The organism is Sphingomonas sp. SUN019, assembly GCF_024758705.1.
Taxonomy (GTDB): domain Bacteria; phylum Pseudomonadota; class Alphaproteobacteria; order Sphingomonadales; family Sphingomonadaceae; genus Sphingomonas.
On sequence record NZ_CP096971.1, the window covers coordinates 1159820 to 1177021 of the forward strand.

Annotated in this window: 21 protein-coding genes; 14 read left to right on the forward strand and 7 right to left on the reverse strand. The window is 66.7% G+C overall.

The window, feature by feature from the left end; translation table 11 throughout:
- Nucleotides 1-101: 101 nt before the first annotated feature.
- Nucleotides 102-737: a hypothetical protein gene (locus tag M0208_RS05605; protein ID WP_258890742.1), complete on the forward strand. Its 636-nt coding sequence runs from the start codon at nt 102-104 to the stop codon at nt 735-737.
- A gap of 113 nt (nt 738-850) precedes the next feature.
- Nucleotides 851-1144: a hypothetical protein gene (locus M0208_RS05610; protein WP_258890743.1), complete on the forward strand. Its 294-nt coding sequence runs from the start codon at nt 851-853 to the stop codon at nt 1142-1144.
- Nucleotides 1145-1148: 4 nt separating this feature from the next.
- On the opposite strand, the gene M0208_RS05615 is transcribed toward M0208_RS05610, so the two are convergent.
- From M0208_RS05615 to sctU, 7 genes are read right to left on the reverse strand one after another with little or no spacing between them, the layout of a single operon-like run.
- Nucleotides 1149-1496: a helix-turn-helix transcriptional regulator gene (locus M0208_RS05615; protein ID WP_258890744.1), complete on the reverse strand. Its 348-nt coding sequence runs from the start codon at nt 1494-1496 to the stop codon at nt 1149-1151.
- The gene (gene sctT / locus M0208_RS05620; RefSeq protein ID WP_258890745.1) at nt 1493-2269 is read right to left on the reverse strand and encodes a type III secretion system export apparatus subunit SctT; all 777 of its coding nucleotides are present in this window, start codon (nt 2267-2269) and stop codon (nt 1493-1495) included. The genes M0208_RS05615 and sctT overlap by 4 nt, the downstream gene beginning before the upstream one ends.
- A 7-nt stretch (nt 2270-2276) precedes the next feature.
- Entirely contained in the window at nt 2277-2546 is a 270-nt protein-coding gene (gene sctS, locus M0208_RS05625) for a type III secretion system export apparatus subunit SctS (RefSeq protein ID WP_258890746.1), read from the reverse strand.
- 15 nt (nt 2547-2561) lie between these two features.
- Nucleotides 2562-3248 carry a type III secretion system export apparatus subunit SctR gene (sctR, locus tag M0208_RS05630; protein ID WP_258890747.1) on the reverse strand — a complete coding sequence of 229 codons (687 nt, stop codon included), beginning with the start codon at nt 3246-3248 and terminating at the stop codon, nt 2562-2564.
- A gap of 5 nt (nt 3249-3253) precedes the next feature.
- Complete coding sequence (locus M0208_RS05635; RefSeq protein ID WP_258890748.1) at nt 3254-4258, reverse strand: FliM/FliN family flagellar motor switch protein; 1005 nt, start codon at nt 4256-4258, stop codon at nt 3254-3256.
- A complete protein-coding gene (gene fliO, locus M0208_RS05640) occupies nt 4255-4578 on the reverse strand; it encodes a flagellar biosynthetic protein FliO (protein ID WP_258890749.1) in 324 nt (107 codons plus the stop codon). Before fliO ends, M0208_RS05635 begins: the two co-directional genes overlap by 4 nt.
- Nucleotides 4579-5730: a type III secretion system export apparatus subunit SctU gene (gene sctU, locus M0208_RS05645; protein WP_258890750.1), complete on the reverse strand. Its 1152-nt coding sequence runs from the start codon at nt 5728-5730 to the stop codon at nt 4579-4581.
- Nucleotides 5731-6219: 489 nt separating this feature from the next.
- Here sctU and M0208_RS05650 point away from each other — a divergent pair, with 489 nt between their 5' ends.
- The 12 genes from M0208_RS05650 to M0208_RS05705 are packed head-to-tail and all read left to right on the forward strand — an operon-like array spanning nt 6220 to nt 17195.
- Nucleotides 6220-6939, forward strand: coding sequence for a lytic transglycosylase domain-containing protein (locus tag M0208_RS05650; protein ID WP_258890751.1), 720 nt, complete (start codon nt 6220-6222; stop codon nt 6937-6939).
- Nucleotides 6940-6949: 10 nt separating this feature from the next.
- A complete protein-coding gene (locus tag M0208_RS05655) occupies nt 6950-8938 on the forward strand; it encodes a flagellar biosynthesis protein FlhA (protein ID WP_258890752.1) in 1989 nt (662 codons plus the stop codon).
- A 12-nt stretch (nt 8939-8950) separates the two neighbouring features.
- Nucleotides 8951-10963 (forward strand): type III secretion system outer membrane ring subunit SctC, encoded by a 2013-nt coding sequence (sctC, locus tag M0208_RS05660; protein WP_258890753.1) that lies wholly within the window; start codon nt 8951-8953, stop codon nt 10961-10963.
- On the forward strand, nt 10960-12075 hold the full coding sequence (locus tag M0208_RS05665; RefSeq protein ID WP_258890754.1) for a hypothetical protein: 1116 nt from the start codon (nt 10960-10962) through the stop codon (nt 12073-12075). Before sctC ends, M0208_RS05665 begins: the two co-directional genes overlap by 4 nt.
- 38 nt (nt 12076-12113) lie before the next feature.
- The gene (locus tag M0208_RS05670; RefSeq protein ID WP_258890755.1) at nt 12114-12425 is read left to right on the forward strand and encodes a hypothetical protein; all 312 of its coding nucleotides are present in this window, start codon (nt 12114-12116) and stop codon (nt 12423-12425) included.
- 27 nt (nt 12426-12452) lie between these two features.
- The gene (locus M0208_RS05675) at nt 12453-12851 is read left to right on the forward strand and encodes a hypothetical protein (RefSeq protein ID WP_258890756.1); all 399 of its coding nucleotides are present in this window, start codon (nt 12453-12455) and stop codon (nt 12849-12851) included.
- Complete coding sequence (gene sctJ / locus M0208_RS05680; protein ID WP_258890757.1) at nt 12848-13642, forward strand: type III secretion system inner membrane ring lipoprotein SctJ; 795 nt, start codon at nt 12848-12850, stop codon at nt 13640-13642. The genes M0208_RS05675 and sctJ overlap by 4 nt, the downstream gene beginning before the upstream one ends.
- Complete coding sequence (locus M0208_RS05685) at nt 13639-14148, forward strand: hypothetical protein (RefSeq protein ID WP_258890758.1); 510 nt, start codon at nt 13639-13641, stop codon at nt 14146-14148. The genes sctJ and M0208_RS05685 overlap by 4 nt, the downstream gene beginning before the upstream one ends.
- The gene (locus tag M0208_RS05690; RefSeq protein ID WP_258890759.1) at nt 14145-14750 is read left to right on the forward strand and encodes a FliH/SctL family protein; all 606 of its coding nucleotides are present in this window, start codon (nt 14145-14147) and stop codon (nt 14748-14750) included. Before M0208_RS05685 ends, M0208_RS05690 begins: the two co-directional genes overlap by 4 nt.
- Nucleotides 14747-16093: a FliI/YscN family ATPase gene (locus tag M0208_RS05695; protein WP_258890760.1), complete on the forward strand. Its 1347-nt coding sequence runs from the start codon at nt 14747-14749 to the stop codon at nt 16091-16093. Before M0208_RS05690 ends, M0208_RS05695 begins: the two co-directional genes overlap by 4 nt.
- A complete protein-coding gene (locus M0208_RS05700) occupies nt 16090-16551 on the forward strand; it encodes a hypothetical protein (protein ID WP_258890761.1) in 462 nt (153 codons plus the stop codon). The genes M0208_RS05695 and M0208_RS05700 overlap by 4 nt, the downstream gene beginning before the upstream one ends.
- The gene (locus M0208_RS05705; RefSeq protein WP_258890762.1) at nt 16548-17195 is read left to right on the forward strand and encodes a hypothetical protein; all 648 of its coding nucleotides are present in this window, start codon (nt 16548-16550) and stop codon (nt 17193-17195) included. Before M0208_RS05700 ends, M0208_RS05705 begins: the two co-directional genes overlap by 4 nt.
- Nucleotides 17196-17202 lie beyond the last annotated feature (7 nt).

Genomic DNA, 17202 nt, shown 5'->3' on the forward strand with positions numbered 1-17202 from the left:
AGGAACACGCCATAAGGACCATCGACGGCGCGACGTGCCGCCGCCCACCAAGCCTCCAGCGATGAGAGCGATGAGGCTGCAGATTTCGAATGGAGACACCCATGTTCGGTATCAACGGTTTCAATCCCGCTTCGCTGTTGGCCACCGCGGCGCTCGGCCCCGCAGGCGGCATGATGACCCAGCTGGCTGCCCAAGTGTTTTCGCGCATCGGTCAACAGATGCTCCAGCAAATGGGACAGCAGCTTGGTCTGCCGCAGTCGGTGATCGATATGGCGCAAACGTCGTTTGCCGGCTCGACGGGCGATATCGGCGGCTTCGCCAACAACCTGGGCCAGTCGGTCAATGCGTCGATTGAGGAGGCGGGCCTCGCCTCCGGAGCGTCGCCGCGCGACATCGCCGATCAACAGCGAGCGACGCAGGATTTCATCCGCGACACGGTCGAACGGATGGGCCAGAGCGACGAGTTCAAGGAAGCCAAGCAAGGCAAGGGCAAGGGCGCGGGCGGCGCAGGCGGCGCGCAGGGCTGGCTGATGGCCATGGCCAAGGTGCTCGGCCAGCAACTGGATCAGCTGGGCGACGAAATGACCGATATGGCCAGCCGCATCACCAAGGATACTCCGGGCCTGTCGGCGGAGTTCGGCGTGGTTTCGCAGCAGTTCGGCATGCTGATGAACGCGACCAGCAACGCGATCAAGACGGTCGGCGAGTCGATGGGACGGATGGCGTCGAAGCAGTAAGCCTCGGTTCATCGCGTATCCGCCACTTACGAAGGCCGGGTTGGAAACAACCCGGCCGCTTTTTTGTTGTAACAGCAAGACTTTCACGGGAGCTTATCATGATGAGAACCGGAATGCTGCTTTCGCTGGGCCTGTTTGCAGTGACCCCGGCGCTTGCACAGGACATGCCGGGTGCAGTGGACCTTGGCGCGTTGTCGCGCACTCAAGTTCAATCATCGATGGCGGACGGATATGCGGAACGCGGTGGCGCACGATCGACGGTGCGCGCGCCCAACGGCCTCCAGATTAGCGCAAAATCGCGCGCTTACTGCGAATCGGTGCCGGGTTTGAGTGCGCGTTACGGCCCCAACAGTCCTCGCGTGACCCGGCTCGCAGCGGCTTGCCGGCAAGCGGGCTATCGCTACTGACGCGTCAGTCCGCCGGATAGAACAATAGTCCGGCCAGCGCGGCCAGTTCGCGCATTCCGTCCAATTCCAGCTTGCGCGTGACGTTCGACAGGTGGACGCGCACGGTGTTCTCGGAAATCAGCAGCAACGTCGCGATGTCGGGGTTGGAGCGGCCCCATCCCAGAAAGCGGATGCAGGTCAGTTCCATTGGCGTCAGCTTGAGCAACGTCTCGCGGTGGCGTTTCGGGACGCGCGCCGCCTCCACCATATGCTCGCCGATCGCCACCGGTGCGGCGGATCCGGGCATCGCATCAGCCTTGCGCAGCAACTCGGCGATCGCGGCGAGGCGTTCGTCCTCGATCGCCTCGCTCATCCGCCCAGGCCCTTGAGGATCGCGTTGATCACCGCTGGGCGGCTGGCGATGTCGCGGATGATCGCGGTGATGTAGCTGCCTAGCAACAGGAGGAGCAGGAACGTCGCTGCGAACGCCTTGATCGACAACGACAGGGTGAAGACGTTCAATTGCTGGGCGAATCTGTTCATCAGTCCCAGTCCGGCGTCGATCAGGAACAGCACCGTCAGCACGGGTGCGGCGAAAAGTGTCGCCAGCACCATCATTCGCCCGAATTCGCCCTCCACGATGCCAAGCCCGCGCGGATCGAGCGCGGGCATCGGCGCGGCGACCGGCCACAAGGCGTAGCTTTCCATGATGACGCGCAGCAGCAGCGACAGCCCGCCCATCGACACGAACACCACCCCCGCCAGCCGTCCGAGGAACGCGCCGTTCAGCGAGGTCTGATGACCGGACAGCGGATCGACGACCTGCGCCAGCGTCGCGCCGACCTTCGTATCGATGATCTGCCCCGCCGCCTCCAGCGCCCACAGCACCGATCCAAAGAAGAAACCGATCAGCAGCCCGACGAACACTTCCTTGATCAGGATCGTCGCCCACTGCCCCGGCCCCAGCATCGAAATATCGAGCGGCGGCTGCATCGCCAGGCTGACGACGCCAAGCGATACGAAGATCGAATTGCGCACCAATGCGGGGACAGTTTCGCTGGAGAACATCGGCAGCAGGAAAAACGTCGCCGCGACCCGCGCGGTCGCGACGCCGAGCAGCAGGACTTGATCGGCCCAGCCGTTCACGACCTTGTCACTTGCGGATCATCGCCGGGAACTCGGTAAAGATGCGGTCGCTGAACCGGTACAGCGACCCGCCGAGCAACGCCGCCGTCAGGAACAGGGTCAGCACAATCGCGAAGAACTTCACGGTATATTGCAGCGTCTGTTCCTGGATCTGCGTCGCCGCCTGGATAACCGCGACGATCAGCCCGGCGATCGCCGCGACGACGATCGGGGGCGCGGACAATACCAGCACCAGCCACAAGGCGTCATTGGTCAGGCTGACGAAATCACCGTTCACGCCGCCGCCCCCGCGCTACACATAACTCAGCACCAGTCCGTGACTCAGCTTCACCCATCCATCGACCAGCACGAACAGCAGCAACTTGAACGGCAGCGATATCGTCGTGGGGGACAGCATCATCATCCCCATCGCGAGCAATATGTTCGAAATCACCAGGTCGATGACCAGGAACGGCAGGAAGATCAGGAATCCGATCTGGAACGCGAGACTCAGTTCACGCACCACGAACGCCGGGATCACGACGATGAAGTCGCGGTCGGTCATCTCCGCGGCGCGGTTCGGGTCGCCGACGCGTTGCGCCGTCTTCAGGAAGAAACCACGCTCGGTCGGGCTGCTGTGCTTCAGCAGGAATCCGCGCAACGGTTCCTTCCCCGCCTCGATCGAATTCAGCATCGTGTTGGTGGACGACAACGCGCCGCCGCCCTCCTGCATCTGCATCTGCTGTTGCGCGGGGTTCTGCGCGATGGCGTCCTGCATCTGCTGCCCTACCGGATACATGACGTAGAGCGTCAGGATCAGCGAAAGGCCGTTCAGCACGATGTTCGGCGGCACCTGCTGCAGGCCCAGCGCGTTGCGCAACAGGCTGAGCACCACGACGATTTTCGTGAAGCTGGTCACCATCACCGCAAAGAACGGCGCGATGGCGAGCGCGATGACGACGACGAGCGCGGAGCCCGGCGTGAAGGTCGACAGGTCCATCGGCCTTAGCTCTTGGTTTCGTTGTCGGCGACGACAGTGGTGAAGAGGACGCCGAAACCCTCCCCCACCGCCACCAGTTCGCCGCTGCCGATCAGCGTGCCGCCAGCGATCACGCGGACCGCGAGCGTGCCGTTGCCCGCCGGCAGCGGCAACACGCTGCCACCGCCAAGCGCGGCGACTTCACTGGCCGACACCATCGCGCCATCGATCTCTATGACGGTCGGCACGCGCAGTTCATCCCAATCGATGGGCTGTGTGTCGGATGCGGGCGCGATCGGTTCGCGCCCCGCGGCGGGGTCTTCGACGATATCATTCTGCAACGTCATATTTCCCCTGATAAGATCGATCCGCCCGGCAACCGCAGGCCCGCGCCCCGGCAGCTTCACCCGCGCCACCAACGGGCGCAGGCCGAGCAGCATCATGTCGCCCGCCCTGATCGTGGCGACGCGAATCGCACGCAGCGGCGGGCCGTTAAACGTCGCCGTCCAGCGCCAGCGCAGCGCGCCAAGCGAAGACGGGATGACCGGTGGTAACACCGGCGCCGCGACCGGCCCCTCGGGCGGAAACGCGACGAGCAGGCGGTGGCGGACGGCCCCGCCCGCGCCATGAGCATCGATACGCAACAGGATGGAATCCGAGGGATCGGACGTATCGAGCCCGTCGGGAAAGAGTTCTGCGCCCAACGCCGCTTCGATCGCCACGACCAGAGGTTCGATCCTGGCGAGCAGCGCCGCGGCGACCGCAGGATCGGGGCCTTCATGGCCGCGCGCCAGCCGCGCCAGCGCGCCATCGACAAGCAGCGGCGCGAGATAGACCGGCGCGCCGTCAGCGCGGAAACGTATCCACGCCGCGGCCGCGCGGCGGTCGCGCTCGAACGCGACCCGCGCCGTAAGCGTATCGTCGTCGACCGCACGCGCGGTCAGCGCGGCGATCAACTGCGTCTGGCGTTCGGCGCGGCCTGCGTCGATCGAGCGAAGCCGGTCGCGAAGCGGTGCGTGATGGCGGCTCATGCGTCACGCTCCGTTACGCTATCCGGCGGCGGCGCAGACCCCGCACCCCAGTTCTTCAATAAATTCACCGATCCCGCGGACACGCCGATCAGCATCAATTCGCCCTCCGCCTCGACCAGCATGAGCCGTTCGCGCTGCCCGACCGCGAGCGCGCGAACGAAGCGCAACTGCCGGGTGGGGTTGCCCTCGCGCCGACCCATCCCGCGCTCCTGCCACTGGCGCAGGAATTTCAGGCACACCCAGGCCAGGCCCAGCACGACCGCCAGCGCGATCACCATGCCGAGCAGCCCGGACAACGCGGTGCCGATCGTCGAATCCATTTAGTTGCTCTCCTGAAGCGTTCGTTCGCCGAGATCTGTGTTGTTGGGCGCGTCGCCGGTGCGGACCTTCTTCGCCCACAGGATGATCTGCGCGATCGCCTCGAACATGTCGCGCGGGATCACGTCGTCGACCGCGGCGTCTTCATACAATTTGCGCGCGACGGGGACGTGGCGGATGATCGGCACGCCAGCCTCTTCCGCCGCCTCGCGCATCGCCTGCGCCAGCGGGCCTTCGCCCTTGGCGGTCACCACCGGCACCGGGCAGCTTTCGATGTCATAGTCGATCGCGATCGCAATGTGGGTCGGGTTGACGACCAGCACGTTCGCACCGCGCGCCGCGCCGACCGAATTCTGGTTCGCCCATTCCTCGTGCAGCTGGCGGCGATTGCCCTTGATCAGCGGATCGCCCTCGTTTTCCTTCGATTCCTGCCGGATGTCGCGCATCGACATACGCATCTTCTTCAGGAAGCTGTGCTTCTGCCAGCCGAGATCGAGCACCGCGACCATCAGGAATACCGCGAAGGTCCACAGCAACGCCGATCGCACCAGTTCGCCGGTGAACGACAGCACCGACGCAGCGGCCGCGCGCCCGTCGCTCTCGGCGGCGGGCTGGAGCAAGGGGCCGGTCTTTTCCAGGATATCGGCCAGCGATCCGCGCAGCACCAGCCAGATGACAAAGACGATCAGCACCGCCTTTGCGATCGTCTTCAGCAGCTCGATCAGATTGTCCATGCTGAACATCTTCTTCAACCCCTCCACGGGGTTCAGCTTGCTCAGTTCGGGCTTCATCTTCTCGGTGGTGAAGACGCCGCCCGCTTGCAGAAATTCGGCCAGCACGCCGGTGATCGCAGCCGGGATCAAGGCGACGGCGGAAATGGCGAGCAGCGCGAACAGCGCACTCCAGCCGAGCGACTTGGCGGACAGCACAAAGGGCTGATCGGAGGCGATGATGACGAAGCCCTGGTCGAACAAGGCTGCGATCCGCGTCCCCGCGAAGCCCGCGCCGAACACCAGCACGATCAGCCACACGAACAAGGTCGCGGTCGCCGTCACATCCTTGGACTTGGCGACGTCGCCTTTCTTGCGCGCATCGGCCAGCCGCTTCGGTGTCGGCTTCTCCGTCTTGTCGCCGCCGTCGTTCTTTCCGGCCACTGGGCGCTCCGATTGATGAGCCGGATGGGCGCACGGTGGCGCGCATCCGGCACGTTTCGCGCCAGGACGATCGTCTTCGTCAGCCAGGGCGGTGAACCGCCCGTATGAAGTCGTACCGCAGGACCCGTTTGCGTGTTCGACGTCATGATAATCGGGGCGAAAACAACCTATGTCAATTCGTCGGACCCGTAACGATCCGTCAGAAAACTGTCATTGTACAACGCGATATGGGGGGCGACTCAGACGGAACGCCAGCTTTTCCGCGGGTCGCCGAAATGTTGCTGCGTGGCATTAACCAGACACATTCCGGCCGCATTTCAGGACAAGCCGCCCAAATAGCACGACCAGTCGAAGAGACGCGGGTTCCATCTAACGCGTTGATGTTGCATCAGGTTGGGGCCGGGCGATCGTCGCCCGTATCGCAGGACCCCGCGGTAACCAGAACGACTCATGCCGGATTCAGGCGTGGGTGCGAAGGAGCGGTGGTCCATGTCGAAGCGTCGGATCAAGATTGACGGGTTTTTGCCACTGACTGGCGTGGTGCTGACTGCGTCCGTGGCGTTCTATGCCGTCCCGGCCAGCGCGGGCACCTGCGAAGGCGGCGCATTCGGCGGACGATTTAGTGAAGCCGCCAAGCTTTGCGGCGCCCCCGCCGCGGCCAATCCCACCTCGTTCACGCCAGCATCCGCGGTCGTCGTGCCGGAAAGCTCGGGACCGGTGTCGATCTCCATGCCTGGCTATCGCAAGCGCCTCGCCGCAGCGGTCCGCCAGGTGCAAAGGTCAGGCGGAGCCAGCAACGACGCGCTCGTCGCCGCAATCGGCCATCGCTACCGGATCGATCCTCACCTGCTTGCCTCGATGGTCACCGCTGAATCGGCGGGCAATCCACGCGCCGTATCGAACAAGGGCGCGCTCGGTCTGATGCAGGTGATGCCGGGCACCGCGCGCAGCCTCGGCGTGCGCGATCCGCGCGCTTTGCTCAACGATCGCGGCCTCGCGCTCAGCACGGGTGCGGCATATCTCAAGCAGCTCCAGCGCCAGTTCGGCAACAACGTGCCGCTGGTGGTCGCGGCGTATAACGCCGGCCCCGGCGCGGTCGTGAAGTACAAGGGCATCCCGCGCTACCGCGAAACGCAGGGGTACGTCGGCAAGGTGATGTCGCGCTATGCCGCCTCGCGTAGCGGCACCGTCTCCGGCGCGGCGCGCTAGGAGCCCGGGCATGAGCGTCCAACGCTATCTTGCCAGCAGCGGCGCTGCGCTGCCGACCAGGCTGTCGGCGCGGATCGCCGACCTCGTCCTGGTCGTGGGCGTGGTCGCGATCGTCGCATTGATGATCCTGCCGCTGCCGACGCTGCTGATCGATACGTTGGTCGCGGTGAACATCACGTTCGGCATGATGCTGCTGCTGACCACGCTCTACATCCGCAATTCGCTCGATTTCTCGTCATTCCCGTCGATCCTGCTGGTGTCGACATTGTTCCGGCTCGCGCTCTCGATCGCGACGACGCGCATGATCCTGACCGAGGGGCACGCGGGGCACATCATCCAGACCTTCGGCAAGATGGTCGCGGGCGGCAACATCGTCGTCGGGCTGGTGGTATTCCTGATCATCACCGTCGTGCAGTTCATCGTCATCGCCAAGGGCGCGGAGCGTGTCGCCGAAGTCGCCGCGCGCTTCAGCCTCGATTCGATGCCGGGCAAGCAATTGTCGATCGACAGCGACCTGCGGTCCGGGCTGATCGACAAGGACGAGGCGCGCCGCCGCCGCCGCGTGCTGGAACTGGAATCGAAGCTCCACGGCAGCTTGGATGGCGCGATGAAGTTCGTGAAGGGCGACGCGATCGCCTCGATCGTGATCGTCGTCGTCAATCTGATCGGCGGCCTGGCCATCGGCGTCATGCAACAGGGCATGGAGATGGGCGCCGCAACCCAGAAATATTCGATCCTGACGATCGGCGAAGGACTGGTCGCGCAGATCCCCGCGCTGCTCGGCGCGATGGCCGCGGGCCTGATGGTCACGCGTTCGACCGACGAGGAGAATGACGCGAACCTGGGACAGGCGATCCACCGCCAGCTTTCGGCCAATCCGCGCGTGCTGATCTTCGTCGGCGCGATCTGTTTTCTGATGGCGCTCGTGCCGGGTTTCCCAGCGGCGGTGTTCCTGGGGCTTGGAGCCGCATCTTTGTTGTCGGGCGCATTCATGCACCCGCGCCTCGCTCCGCACATGATCCGCCACGCCGGCCCGCTGCGCAAGGTCATCGCGCGCGGCAAGGAAGCGCCGCAACCGACCACCCTGCTCGCCGAACCCGCCGCGCCGAAGCCGGTCGTGCCGTTGCTGCTTCAACTGTCTGGTCCGCAGCCGCCCGCGGTCGAAAGCCAGGCGATGGCCGCTGCACTGGCAGAGATGCTGGAGCGGCTGCAATATCGCTCCGGCGTGCCGCTGCCGCGGCTCGCGATCCATTTCCTCGCGCCGGGCGAGCGCCCGGCATGGCAGTTGCTGGCCTACGAATTGCCCGTCGGTCACGGCGAACGCTCTGACGCCGCGGCCTTGGTCGCCGCGATCGAAGCGGTGATCCGTCGCAACCTGCCGCGTTTCCTGGGCGTGCAGGAGGCGGTAACGCTGCTCAATCGCATCGGCGAGGATTATCCTGAAGTCGTCAAGGAGGCCGTTCGCGCGATCCCCGCCGCCAAGATTGCCGAAGTGCTCCGCCGCCTCGCCGAGGAAGAAGTGCCTTTGCGCAACATGCGCGACGTGCTGGAAGGGCTGACCGAGGCCGCGCAGTCCGAACGCGAGACGCCGCGCCTGACCGACATGACGCGCATCGCGCTGAAACGCTATCTGCTCGATTCGGCCGCGCCCGAGGGGCAGGTCCGCGCGCTCGTCGTCACGCCCGAACTCGAGGCGATGGTGCGCGATGCGACGCGCGTCGTCGATGGTGTCGAGCGGCTCGCGATCCAGCCCGACGTCGCGCAGGCGCTGGTCGAGACGATCGCCGCCCTCGCGCAGGAAACCGGCGCCAACGCCGTCGTCACCTCGTTCGAGGTGCGGCGCGCGATGCGCAAGCTTATCGAGCCCGATCTGTTCGATCTTCCGGTGCTCGCCTTCAACGAACTGTCGTCGATGACCCGCCTGGATGTGGTGGGTCAGATCGGGCTGCCGCCATCGGCGCTCGGGCATGACGACCAGCCGGCCGCAATGGCCGAATAACGGGGATAACAGATGAATTTTGGTCGCTTGCCTATTCTGACGACAAGCAGCGCATTGACGCTATCGGTCGCCGCGACCGCGTGGTTGTCCGCGCCCGCGGTCGGCGCTTCGCCCGTGCTGGCGTCGCAATTCATTCCGGCTGCGACGCAGGCGGTTCCCGCCGCGATCCAGGCCGGATCGAACGTGTCGGTCCCGACCAGCGCACCCGCCCCCAGCCCGGCGCAGGTCGCCGGCGACCTGACCGTCACCGCGCGCGATCAGCCGGTGTCGGCGTTCCTGCGCGACCTGTTCGGTCGGGTCGGTCGCCCCGTCGTAACAAGTCCGAACCTGACCGGCACCGTCAATGGCGTGTTCCGCGGCGGCGTGAACAAGATCTTCTCCGACATCGCGCGCGCGTTCAACCTGATCAGCTATGATGACGGCGCGGCGCTCTACGTCTATGCCGCGAACGAAGTGCAGGTGCAGACGCTGAACGTCGGGCAAGCGACCGCGCAGCGGGTCGCGCGGCAGGTCACGTCGCAGCGTCTGAACGACCGGCGCAACTACGTGCGGATCGCGGCCGACGGCAATCTCGTCGCCAGCGGCACGCCGCGCTTCATCCAGCAGGTCAGCGGCATGGCGCAGGGATCGGGCGCGAGCGCGGCGACCGGCCCCGGCGCACCGCTCGGCGGCGGCTATGGTTTCGCACCGCCCCCGCCCGCCGTCCAGCCGCTCGAATTCCGCGTCTTCTATCTGAAATACGCGCGCGCCGAGGACACCGTGACCACCGCCGGCGGGCGCGAACTGCGGCTTCCCGGCCTTGCCACGATCGTGCAGAACCTGGTGCTGGACCAGCGCCCCGGCGGCAGCGCACTGTCGGGCACGTCGTCGAACCAGCTAGGCGCGCGACTCGTGCGACAAAGCCAGCCACGGCTGAAGGGCTACGGTCTCGATTCGGTTGCGCCCAACCTGGCGCAGACGCCTTTGCTCGGCCTGCCGACGCCGGGGCAATATCCGGGGCAGAGCGATGTGCTTGGCTACAGCGGCGGCGATGTCGCCGCGCCGCTGACGTCGGACATCGTGCGGATCGAGCCCAACCCCTATCTCAACGCGATCATCGTGCGCGACGTGCCCGAGCGCATGGCGGCATATGATTCGCTGATCCGCGCGCTCGACGTGGAACCGCAGGTGATTGAGGTCGAGGCGACGATCATCGACATCAACACCGACAAGGCGCGCAAGCTGGGCATCAACTGGCGCTTCGGGTCGGGCGGGTTCGGGTTCCTGTTCGGCAACGGCACCGCCGACGATCTCGGGCTGTTGCGGAACGGTCAATCTCGCCGTGACAATACGACGAACATCACGCCCTCCGCTGAAGGAGGCACGATCTCCACGATCATCGGCAGCCAGCGCGAGTTCCTCGGCCGTGTCACCGCGCTGGAGAACAAGGGCGTCGCGCGTGTCGTATCGCGTCCGCAGATCATGACGCTGTCGAACGTGGAGGCGGTATTCGACCGCACACGCACCTTCTACGTCCGTGTCGCGGGCCGTGAGGAAGTCGACCTGTTCAACGTGACCGCGGGCACCGTGCTGCGCGTCAACCCGCACGTGTTCCGCGATCACGACCAGACGCGCATCCGCATGATGGTCAATATCGAGGACGGCAGCATCAGTCCCAATTCGATGGTCGAGAACATCCCGATCGTCGACCGCGCGAGCGTTTCGACGCAGGCGATGGTGCTGGACGGCGAAAGCCTGTTGCTGGGCGGCATGACGATCGACGCCGACAGCGACAACGTCACCAAGATTCCGTTGCTGGGCGACATTCCTTTGCTCGGCAATCTGTTCAAGACTCAGCAGCGCAACCGTTCGCGCACCGAACGCCTGTTCCTCATCACGCCGCGGCTGGTGTCGCTCGGCGCGCGGGTCGGTCCGACCACCGTCACCTCGTCGACGCAGGTATCGCCGACCCCCGTGACGCCGATGCAGACCGCGCCGCTGCCGCCCGCGACGACGGCCCAGCCCGCCGGGAGCATGATGCGGTGAGCGTCGATACGCCCATCCTGCGCGTGCTGAACGGTCGGCTGGCCGGGACCGAACGCGCGCTCCCGGCTGCGGGCACAGTCTCGATCGGACATCAGTTCTGGCAGGACGTGGTGATCCGCGATTCCGCCACGAAGGGCATTGCGGTCGACCTGACGCTAGACACCGAAGCCCGCGCGCAGATCAACGTGCTGGAAGGCAGCGCGACGTTGCTCGGCTCCACGGTCGAGGCGGGCGGGACGGCGTTGCTCCCCCCGTACGTCCCGTTCACGATCGGCGGCGTCGCGCTCGCCTGGGGCGACCGCGACAGCGACCGCTGGAGCGACGCCACCGGCCTGGTCGCGATGGTCCCTACCCCGCCCGAAATGCCGCCCAGCGCGCGCGATCATGCGCTCGCCGCGGTCGGCCGCGCGGGGGCCGGGCTGGAGGGCGTCTTCACGCGCAGCCGCATCACGATGATCGTCGCGGTGGTCGGGTTCCTGATCCTGGCCAGCGTCGCGATGCCGGTGGTCGATGCGCTGAACCTGCGCGGCGATCCCGCGACGCGGGTGGAGCGCGCGATGCGGACCGCCGGCCTCACCGGCCTGAAGGCGCATCAGGACGGCGATCGCCTGACCGTCACCGGCGTCGTCAGCAATGAGGCGCAACGCGCGAAGGCGACCGAGACGCTGCGCGGCACCGGGATCGACGGAACGCTCGCGGTGCAGACAAGCGCCGAACTGGCGCGCGCCGCCGCGGATGTGGCGCGCATTCAGGGCTTGCAGGCGGTGGCGCGGCCGATCGCGCGCACGGCGGTCGAGCTGCGCGTGACGCCGCTGGAGCCAGAGCAGGAACAGAAATTGATGCAGGCGGTACGCGGCGACGTGCGCGGCCTCACTCGCCTGGCGCTGCGCGACGATTTGCCGCCGGTCGAGGAAATCCCGCTGAAGACCGTGCAGGACGCGACCAAGAAGGTTTCGACCGTGGTCGCGGGCGATCCTTCATTCATCCAGACGGTCGACGGCGCACGCTATTTCGCGGGCGCGATGATGCCCAGCGGCCACCGGCTGGTGACGATCCAGGGGAACACCGTGTTCCTGGAAAAGAACGGGCGTGAGACCCGACTGACGTTTTGAGCGTTACACACTGACCTGAAGCAAGAAGGAGCAAGTAGATGTCCAACAATACCATCACGAGCGGCCTCAGCACGATGGCCACCGCCCCCCTGACCGGCAACCGCATGAACAAGGGCGAGAATCCCGGCACCTGGTTCGAGGCGCTGGCCGACGCATGGGGCCAGACGCTCGACGGCCAGGCGAACCGTATCGAACAGATGTCGAATTCGGTCAGCCAGGGCGGCGACAACCCGTCGCAGATCACGCAGCTGACCGCCGAATCGCTCAAGATGAGCTTCCTGTCGAACAGCTCGTCCAGCTCGATCGACAGCGTCGGCAAAGCGCTGGAAACAATGGCGCGCAAGGGCTGATCTTCGAGAGGTTAAGGGAGAACGATCATGTCGATCGAAGCCATTGCGGCGTCCGCCGCAGGGATGGGTGCAGGGGCGATGCCCCCGCCCGAGACGATCCAGGCCGGCCCTGGCGCGTCGATTGCCGACATCACCAGCTTCCAGTCGTCGATGACGGCGGGCGGCGCAAACGGTATCGGCGGTTCGGACGCATTGCCGCCGGCGATCAAGGCGATGTTCACGCAGTTGGAAAAGGTGAACGGCGAGGCCAAGGGCGTCGCCGAATACGCCAATGCCGCCTCTGCAAAGGGTGCGGACATGACGCCCGGCGAGGTCGTCAATCTGACGATGAAGTGCCACGAATTCATGTTCCACTGCCAGCTGACGTCCAACATTGCGAACCGCACGTCGGACGGCATCCAGCAATTGTTCCGGCAGCAATCGTGACGATCGGGCGGCGAGAGGACATGATGAACGACTGGCGGAAACGGCTGCGTCTGGCGCTCGCCGGCTTCGGCCTCGTCCTGCTCGCCGCCTGCGGCCGCGCCGAACTTTACGGCAAATTGTCGGAAGCGCAGGCCAACGAAATGATCGCGGTGCTGCAACGCGCCGGGATCGACGCATCGAAGGACGACGGCGGCGAGACGGGGTGGAATATCTCCACCGCAAAGAGTGATTTCGGCCGCGCAGTGGAGGTGCTGCAATCGCAGGGCTATCCGCGGCAGGACTTCGCGACGTTGGGCAGCTTGTTCAAAAAGGAGGGGTTCGTATCCTCGCCGACCGAGGAACGAGCACGCCTCAACTGGGGCCTGTCCCAGGAACTGTCGCGGACGCTGACCGAAATCGACGGCGTCGTACAGGCGCGCGTGCATCTGGCGTTGCCCGAAGACGCACCGCTCGCCGAAACCAAGGCCCTGGCCTCGGCGTCGGTATTCATCAAATATCGCCCCGGCACCGACATCAACGCGCAGGTCGGCAAGGTGAAGGCGCTGATCGTCAATTCGATCGAGGGGCTGAAATACGAAAATGTAAGCGTGGAAACTTTCCCCGCGCAGCCGATGCCAGTCGCGGCGGCGGCACCGTCAAATGGAGATTCCGGACTGCAACTGGGCGGGCTGGCGATCCTCGGCGGCATCCTGGCGCTCGGCGCGCTCGGCTATCCCGGCTTCCGGCGCTGGCAGCAGCGGCGCGCCTCGGCGGCGCGGCGCGACGTGGTGCAGCATGAGGTCGGGCCGTGAGCGCCGCCGCCGCAGAACGTGCGGCGCTGGCCGCGATCGGGCAGGATCTGGTCGAACTATCGCGCGACGCCGGAGAACGGCGCGCGGCGGCGTTGCTGGGGCCGGTGGCCGAGCATCCGAAGGGCTGTTTCGCCGACCTGGTCGCCGCGCCTGACTGGCTTCGTCTGCCCCGCGAGGAGCAGACCGGCATCGCTCGTCGCGCCGCGTTGCTGGCGATGGCTCCCGCGATCGATGCGTCGATCGACGGCGACTGGCTGGGTGATTTGGCGCGACTGGCCGATGAGACGACGCTCGACTGGGCGATCGGACTGGCGCGCGACGTGCCCGGCGCTGGCATCCCCGCCATCGTCGCGGCGGATGTCGAGGCGACAGGGTTCGCGTTGATGCGCGCCGCGCTTCCCACGACGCTCGCCGCCTATCTCGACTGGGCGCCCGACAACGATACGTCCGTGCCGTCGGCGCTCGCCGAGTTCTGCGTAGCGCGGGCGGCGGAGGAAGCGGCATGAGCAACTTTCTCCTCCTCCACGCCGATCGCGCCGCCACTCTGCTGGCCGACGATCCGATCGTCCCCGCCGATGACGTGACGCGGTTCGGCGACGTGACGGCGTTGCTGGACGCCGCGACGACGCTGCGCGACGACGCGCAGGAGGCGCACAATGCGGCGTTGGCGGCGGCGCGCGAGGAAGGATTCGCCGCGGGCCATGCCGAAGGCCGCGCCGCGGGCGAGGCGAGCATCCGCGACGAACTGCTCCGCCTGGCGCAGGAAGACGCGGTGCGGGCCGAAGCGCAGCGCGCCGACCTCGCCAAACTCGCGCTGGAGGTCGTCCGACGGATCGCAGGAACGATCGGCGCACCCGATATGATCGCGGGCATCGCGGCGCAGGCCGCCGCGCAAGTCGCGCCTGAAACTGCCGCGACCGTCCGGGTTCATCCCACGGTCGTCGTACGGGTTACCGAACGGCTCGCAGGGCTGCGCTACATCGCGGTCGAGGCCGACGACACCCTCGCCCCCGACGATTGCGTCGTCGCGACCCCGCTCGGCCGCACGCACGCGGGCCTCGACACGCAGATCGCGCAGCTCGAACGCGCGTGGGGCTTGACCAAATGACGCTCGACACGGTTCAGCCATCGCCCCCCGTTTCTGGCGCGATCGACGACCTGATCGCCTCGCTCGGCCGCACCGTCACGGTCGAGCGGCGCGGGCGGCTGGTCGAGGTGCTGGGCACGACGTTGAAGGTGACCGGCATCGCCGCGCGGATCGGCGAGACGTGCGAGATCATCGAACCGACGTCGGGCGACAGCGTGATGGCGGAGGTTGTCGGGATCGCGGGAAACGCCACGATCCTGACTCCGCTGGGCGACGTGCGCGGTCTTTCCCCCGACGCAGAGGTGCTGGTGCGCGGCGGCGAGGACCGTGTTCCTTTTGGCGACGCCTTGCTCGGCCGCGTGCTCGACGGCCGTGGCCGGCCGATCGACGGCAAGGGGCCGCTGCCCGCGGGCCTCAAGCACCGCCCACTCCACGCCGCCGCGCCGCAGCCGATGGAACGCGCGCTGATCGACCGGCCGATGGAAACCGGCGTGCGGGCGATCGACACGTTGCTGACGCTCGGCGAGGGCCAGCGTATCGGCGTCTTCGCGGCGGCGGGCGGTGGCAAATCGACCCTGCTCGGGATGCTGGCGCGCTTCGCCAAGGCCGAAGTGATCGTCATCGCGCTGATCGGCGAACGCGGGCGCGAGGTGCGCGAATTCATCGAGGATGCGCTGGGCGCGGACGGGCTGTCGCGCTCGATCATCGTCTGCGCCACGTCCGACCGCGCCGCGATGGAGCGCGTCCGCGCGGCGCACCACGCGACCGCGATCGCGGAAGGGTTTCGCGCCGAGGGCCGCCGCGTGCTGCTGCTGATGGATTCGGTCACGCGGTTTGCGCGTGCGCTGCGCGAGATCGGGCTGGCGGCGGGCGAACCCGCGATACGGCGCGGCTTTCCCCCATCGGTCTTCGCCGAACTGCCGCGACTGTTCGAGCGCGCGGGCAATGACGCGACGGGGTCGATCACCGGCGTCTATACCGTGTTGCTCGAGGATGAGGACGGCGGCGATCCGGTCGGCGAGGAAGTCCGCTCGATCCTCGACGGGCATATCCTGCTGTCGCGCAAGCTGGGATCGGCCGGCCATTATCCGGCGATCGACGTATTGGGCAGCCTGAGCCGCCTGTTCCCGCGCCTTGCGACACCGGCGCACAAGACCGCCGCGACACAGGTCCGTGCATTGATGGCGAAGCATTCAGAGATCGAATTTCTCGTCCAGGTCGGCGAATATCGCGCCGGGGCCGACGCCGTCGCCGACCGCGCGATCGCCGCCAAGCCGGAAATCGAGGCATTGTTGCGACAGGACGCGACGAAAGTCGCGCCGATGGCCTCCTCGCTGTTGTTGCTCAGGAGCGTCGGCGGATGAGCGCGCTGATGGATCGTCAGCGCCAGGCGCACGATCTGGTCCGGCTGCGCGAGGTCCGGATGCGCGCCGCCGCCAATGCGCTGGCCGAAGCGCGCGCCGCAACGCTCGCCGCCGAACGCATGCGCGCCGAGGCCGACAGCGCCGCCGATATCGCGGCGTCCAGTCACAATGTCGCGCGTGCCGGGCTGGCCGCCGATCCGGCCGAGGCCGAACGGTTGCTCGCGGTGCTCGATCAGCGGCGCTTCCAGCGCTCGATCGCGATTCAAGCGCTCGCCGATGCGCGCGATGAGGAGCACAAGAAGCTGGAAGTCGAACGCGGGCGGCGCACCGCGGTGATCGTGGCGCGCGCGCGCCACGACGTGCTGGCCGATCAACTCGGCGATCTAGCGCGGCGGATCGACCGGCAGGACGAGGAACGCACCGCGCTCGACGCGGAAGACATCAGGAGGTTTCGATGACTCAGGTGAGCGGCAGCCACGACACTGCCCCCGCACAACGCCCGGCCGCGCGCCCGCAGGCGTCGCGTCCGACCCAACCCGACGACGTCCGCGCGATGAGCGACGCCTTCGCCGCGGCGCGCGCGAAGATGAAGCCGGACGGGATGAAGTTCGAAGGGCCGCCGGGGAAACAGGGCAAGGCGACGCTCGCCAAGGGCCTGCCTCTGGAGGCGGATCGCAAACCCGCCGACGCTTCGATGAGCGCCGCCTTCGATCGCAAGGTCGCCGAACGCCAGCAATCGGAGCGTCAGGCCGACGGACAAGGTTTGGCCTTGCCGGGCCAGGCAGCGCCCCCGCCGCCCGTGATGCTTGCGATGATGCCGTCGCCGCAGGTCGATCCCGGCGCCTTCGCGCAGATGCTAGCCGATCTGTGGACGCGCGAGAACGGCAAGGGCGCAAAGGAAGTGCGCGTGAAGTTCGGGGCCGACGCCTGGCCCGCCACCGACGCGCTGCTGATCCGCAATGCCGCGGGCTCACTCGACATCTCGGTCGGCATGGCGAGCGGCAGCGGCGCGTTTTCGCCCGACGGGCTGGACGAACATCTGTCGAATGCCGGGCTGAACGTCGGATCGTTTGCGGTCCTGCCGTCCGGCGTCATGTCCTGATCCGCAA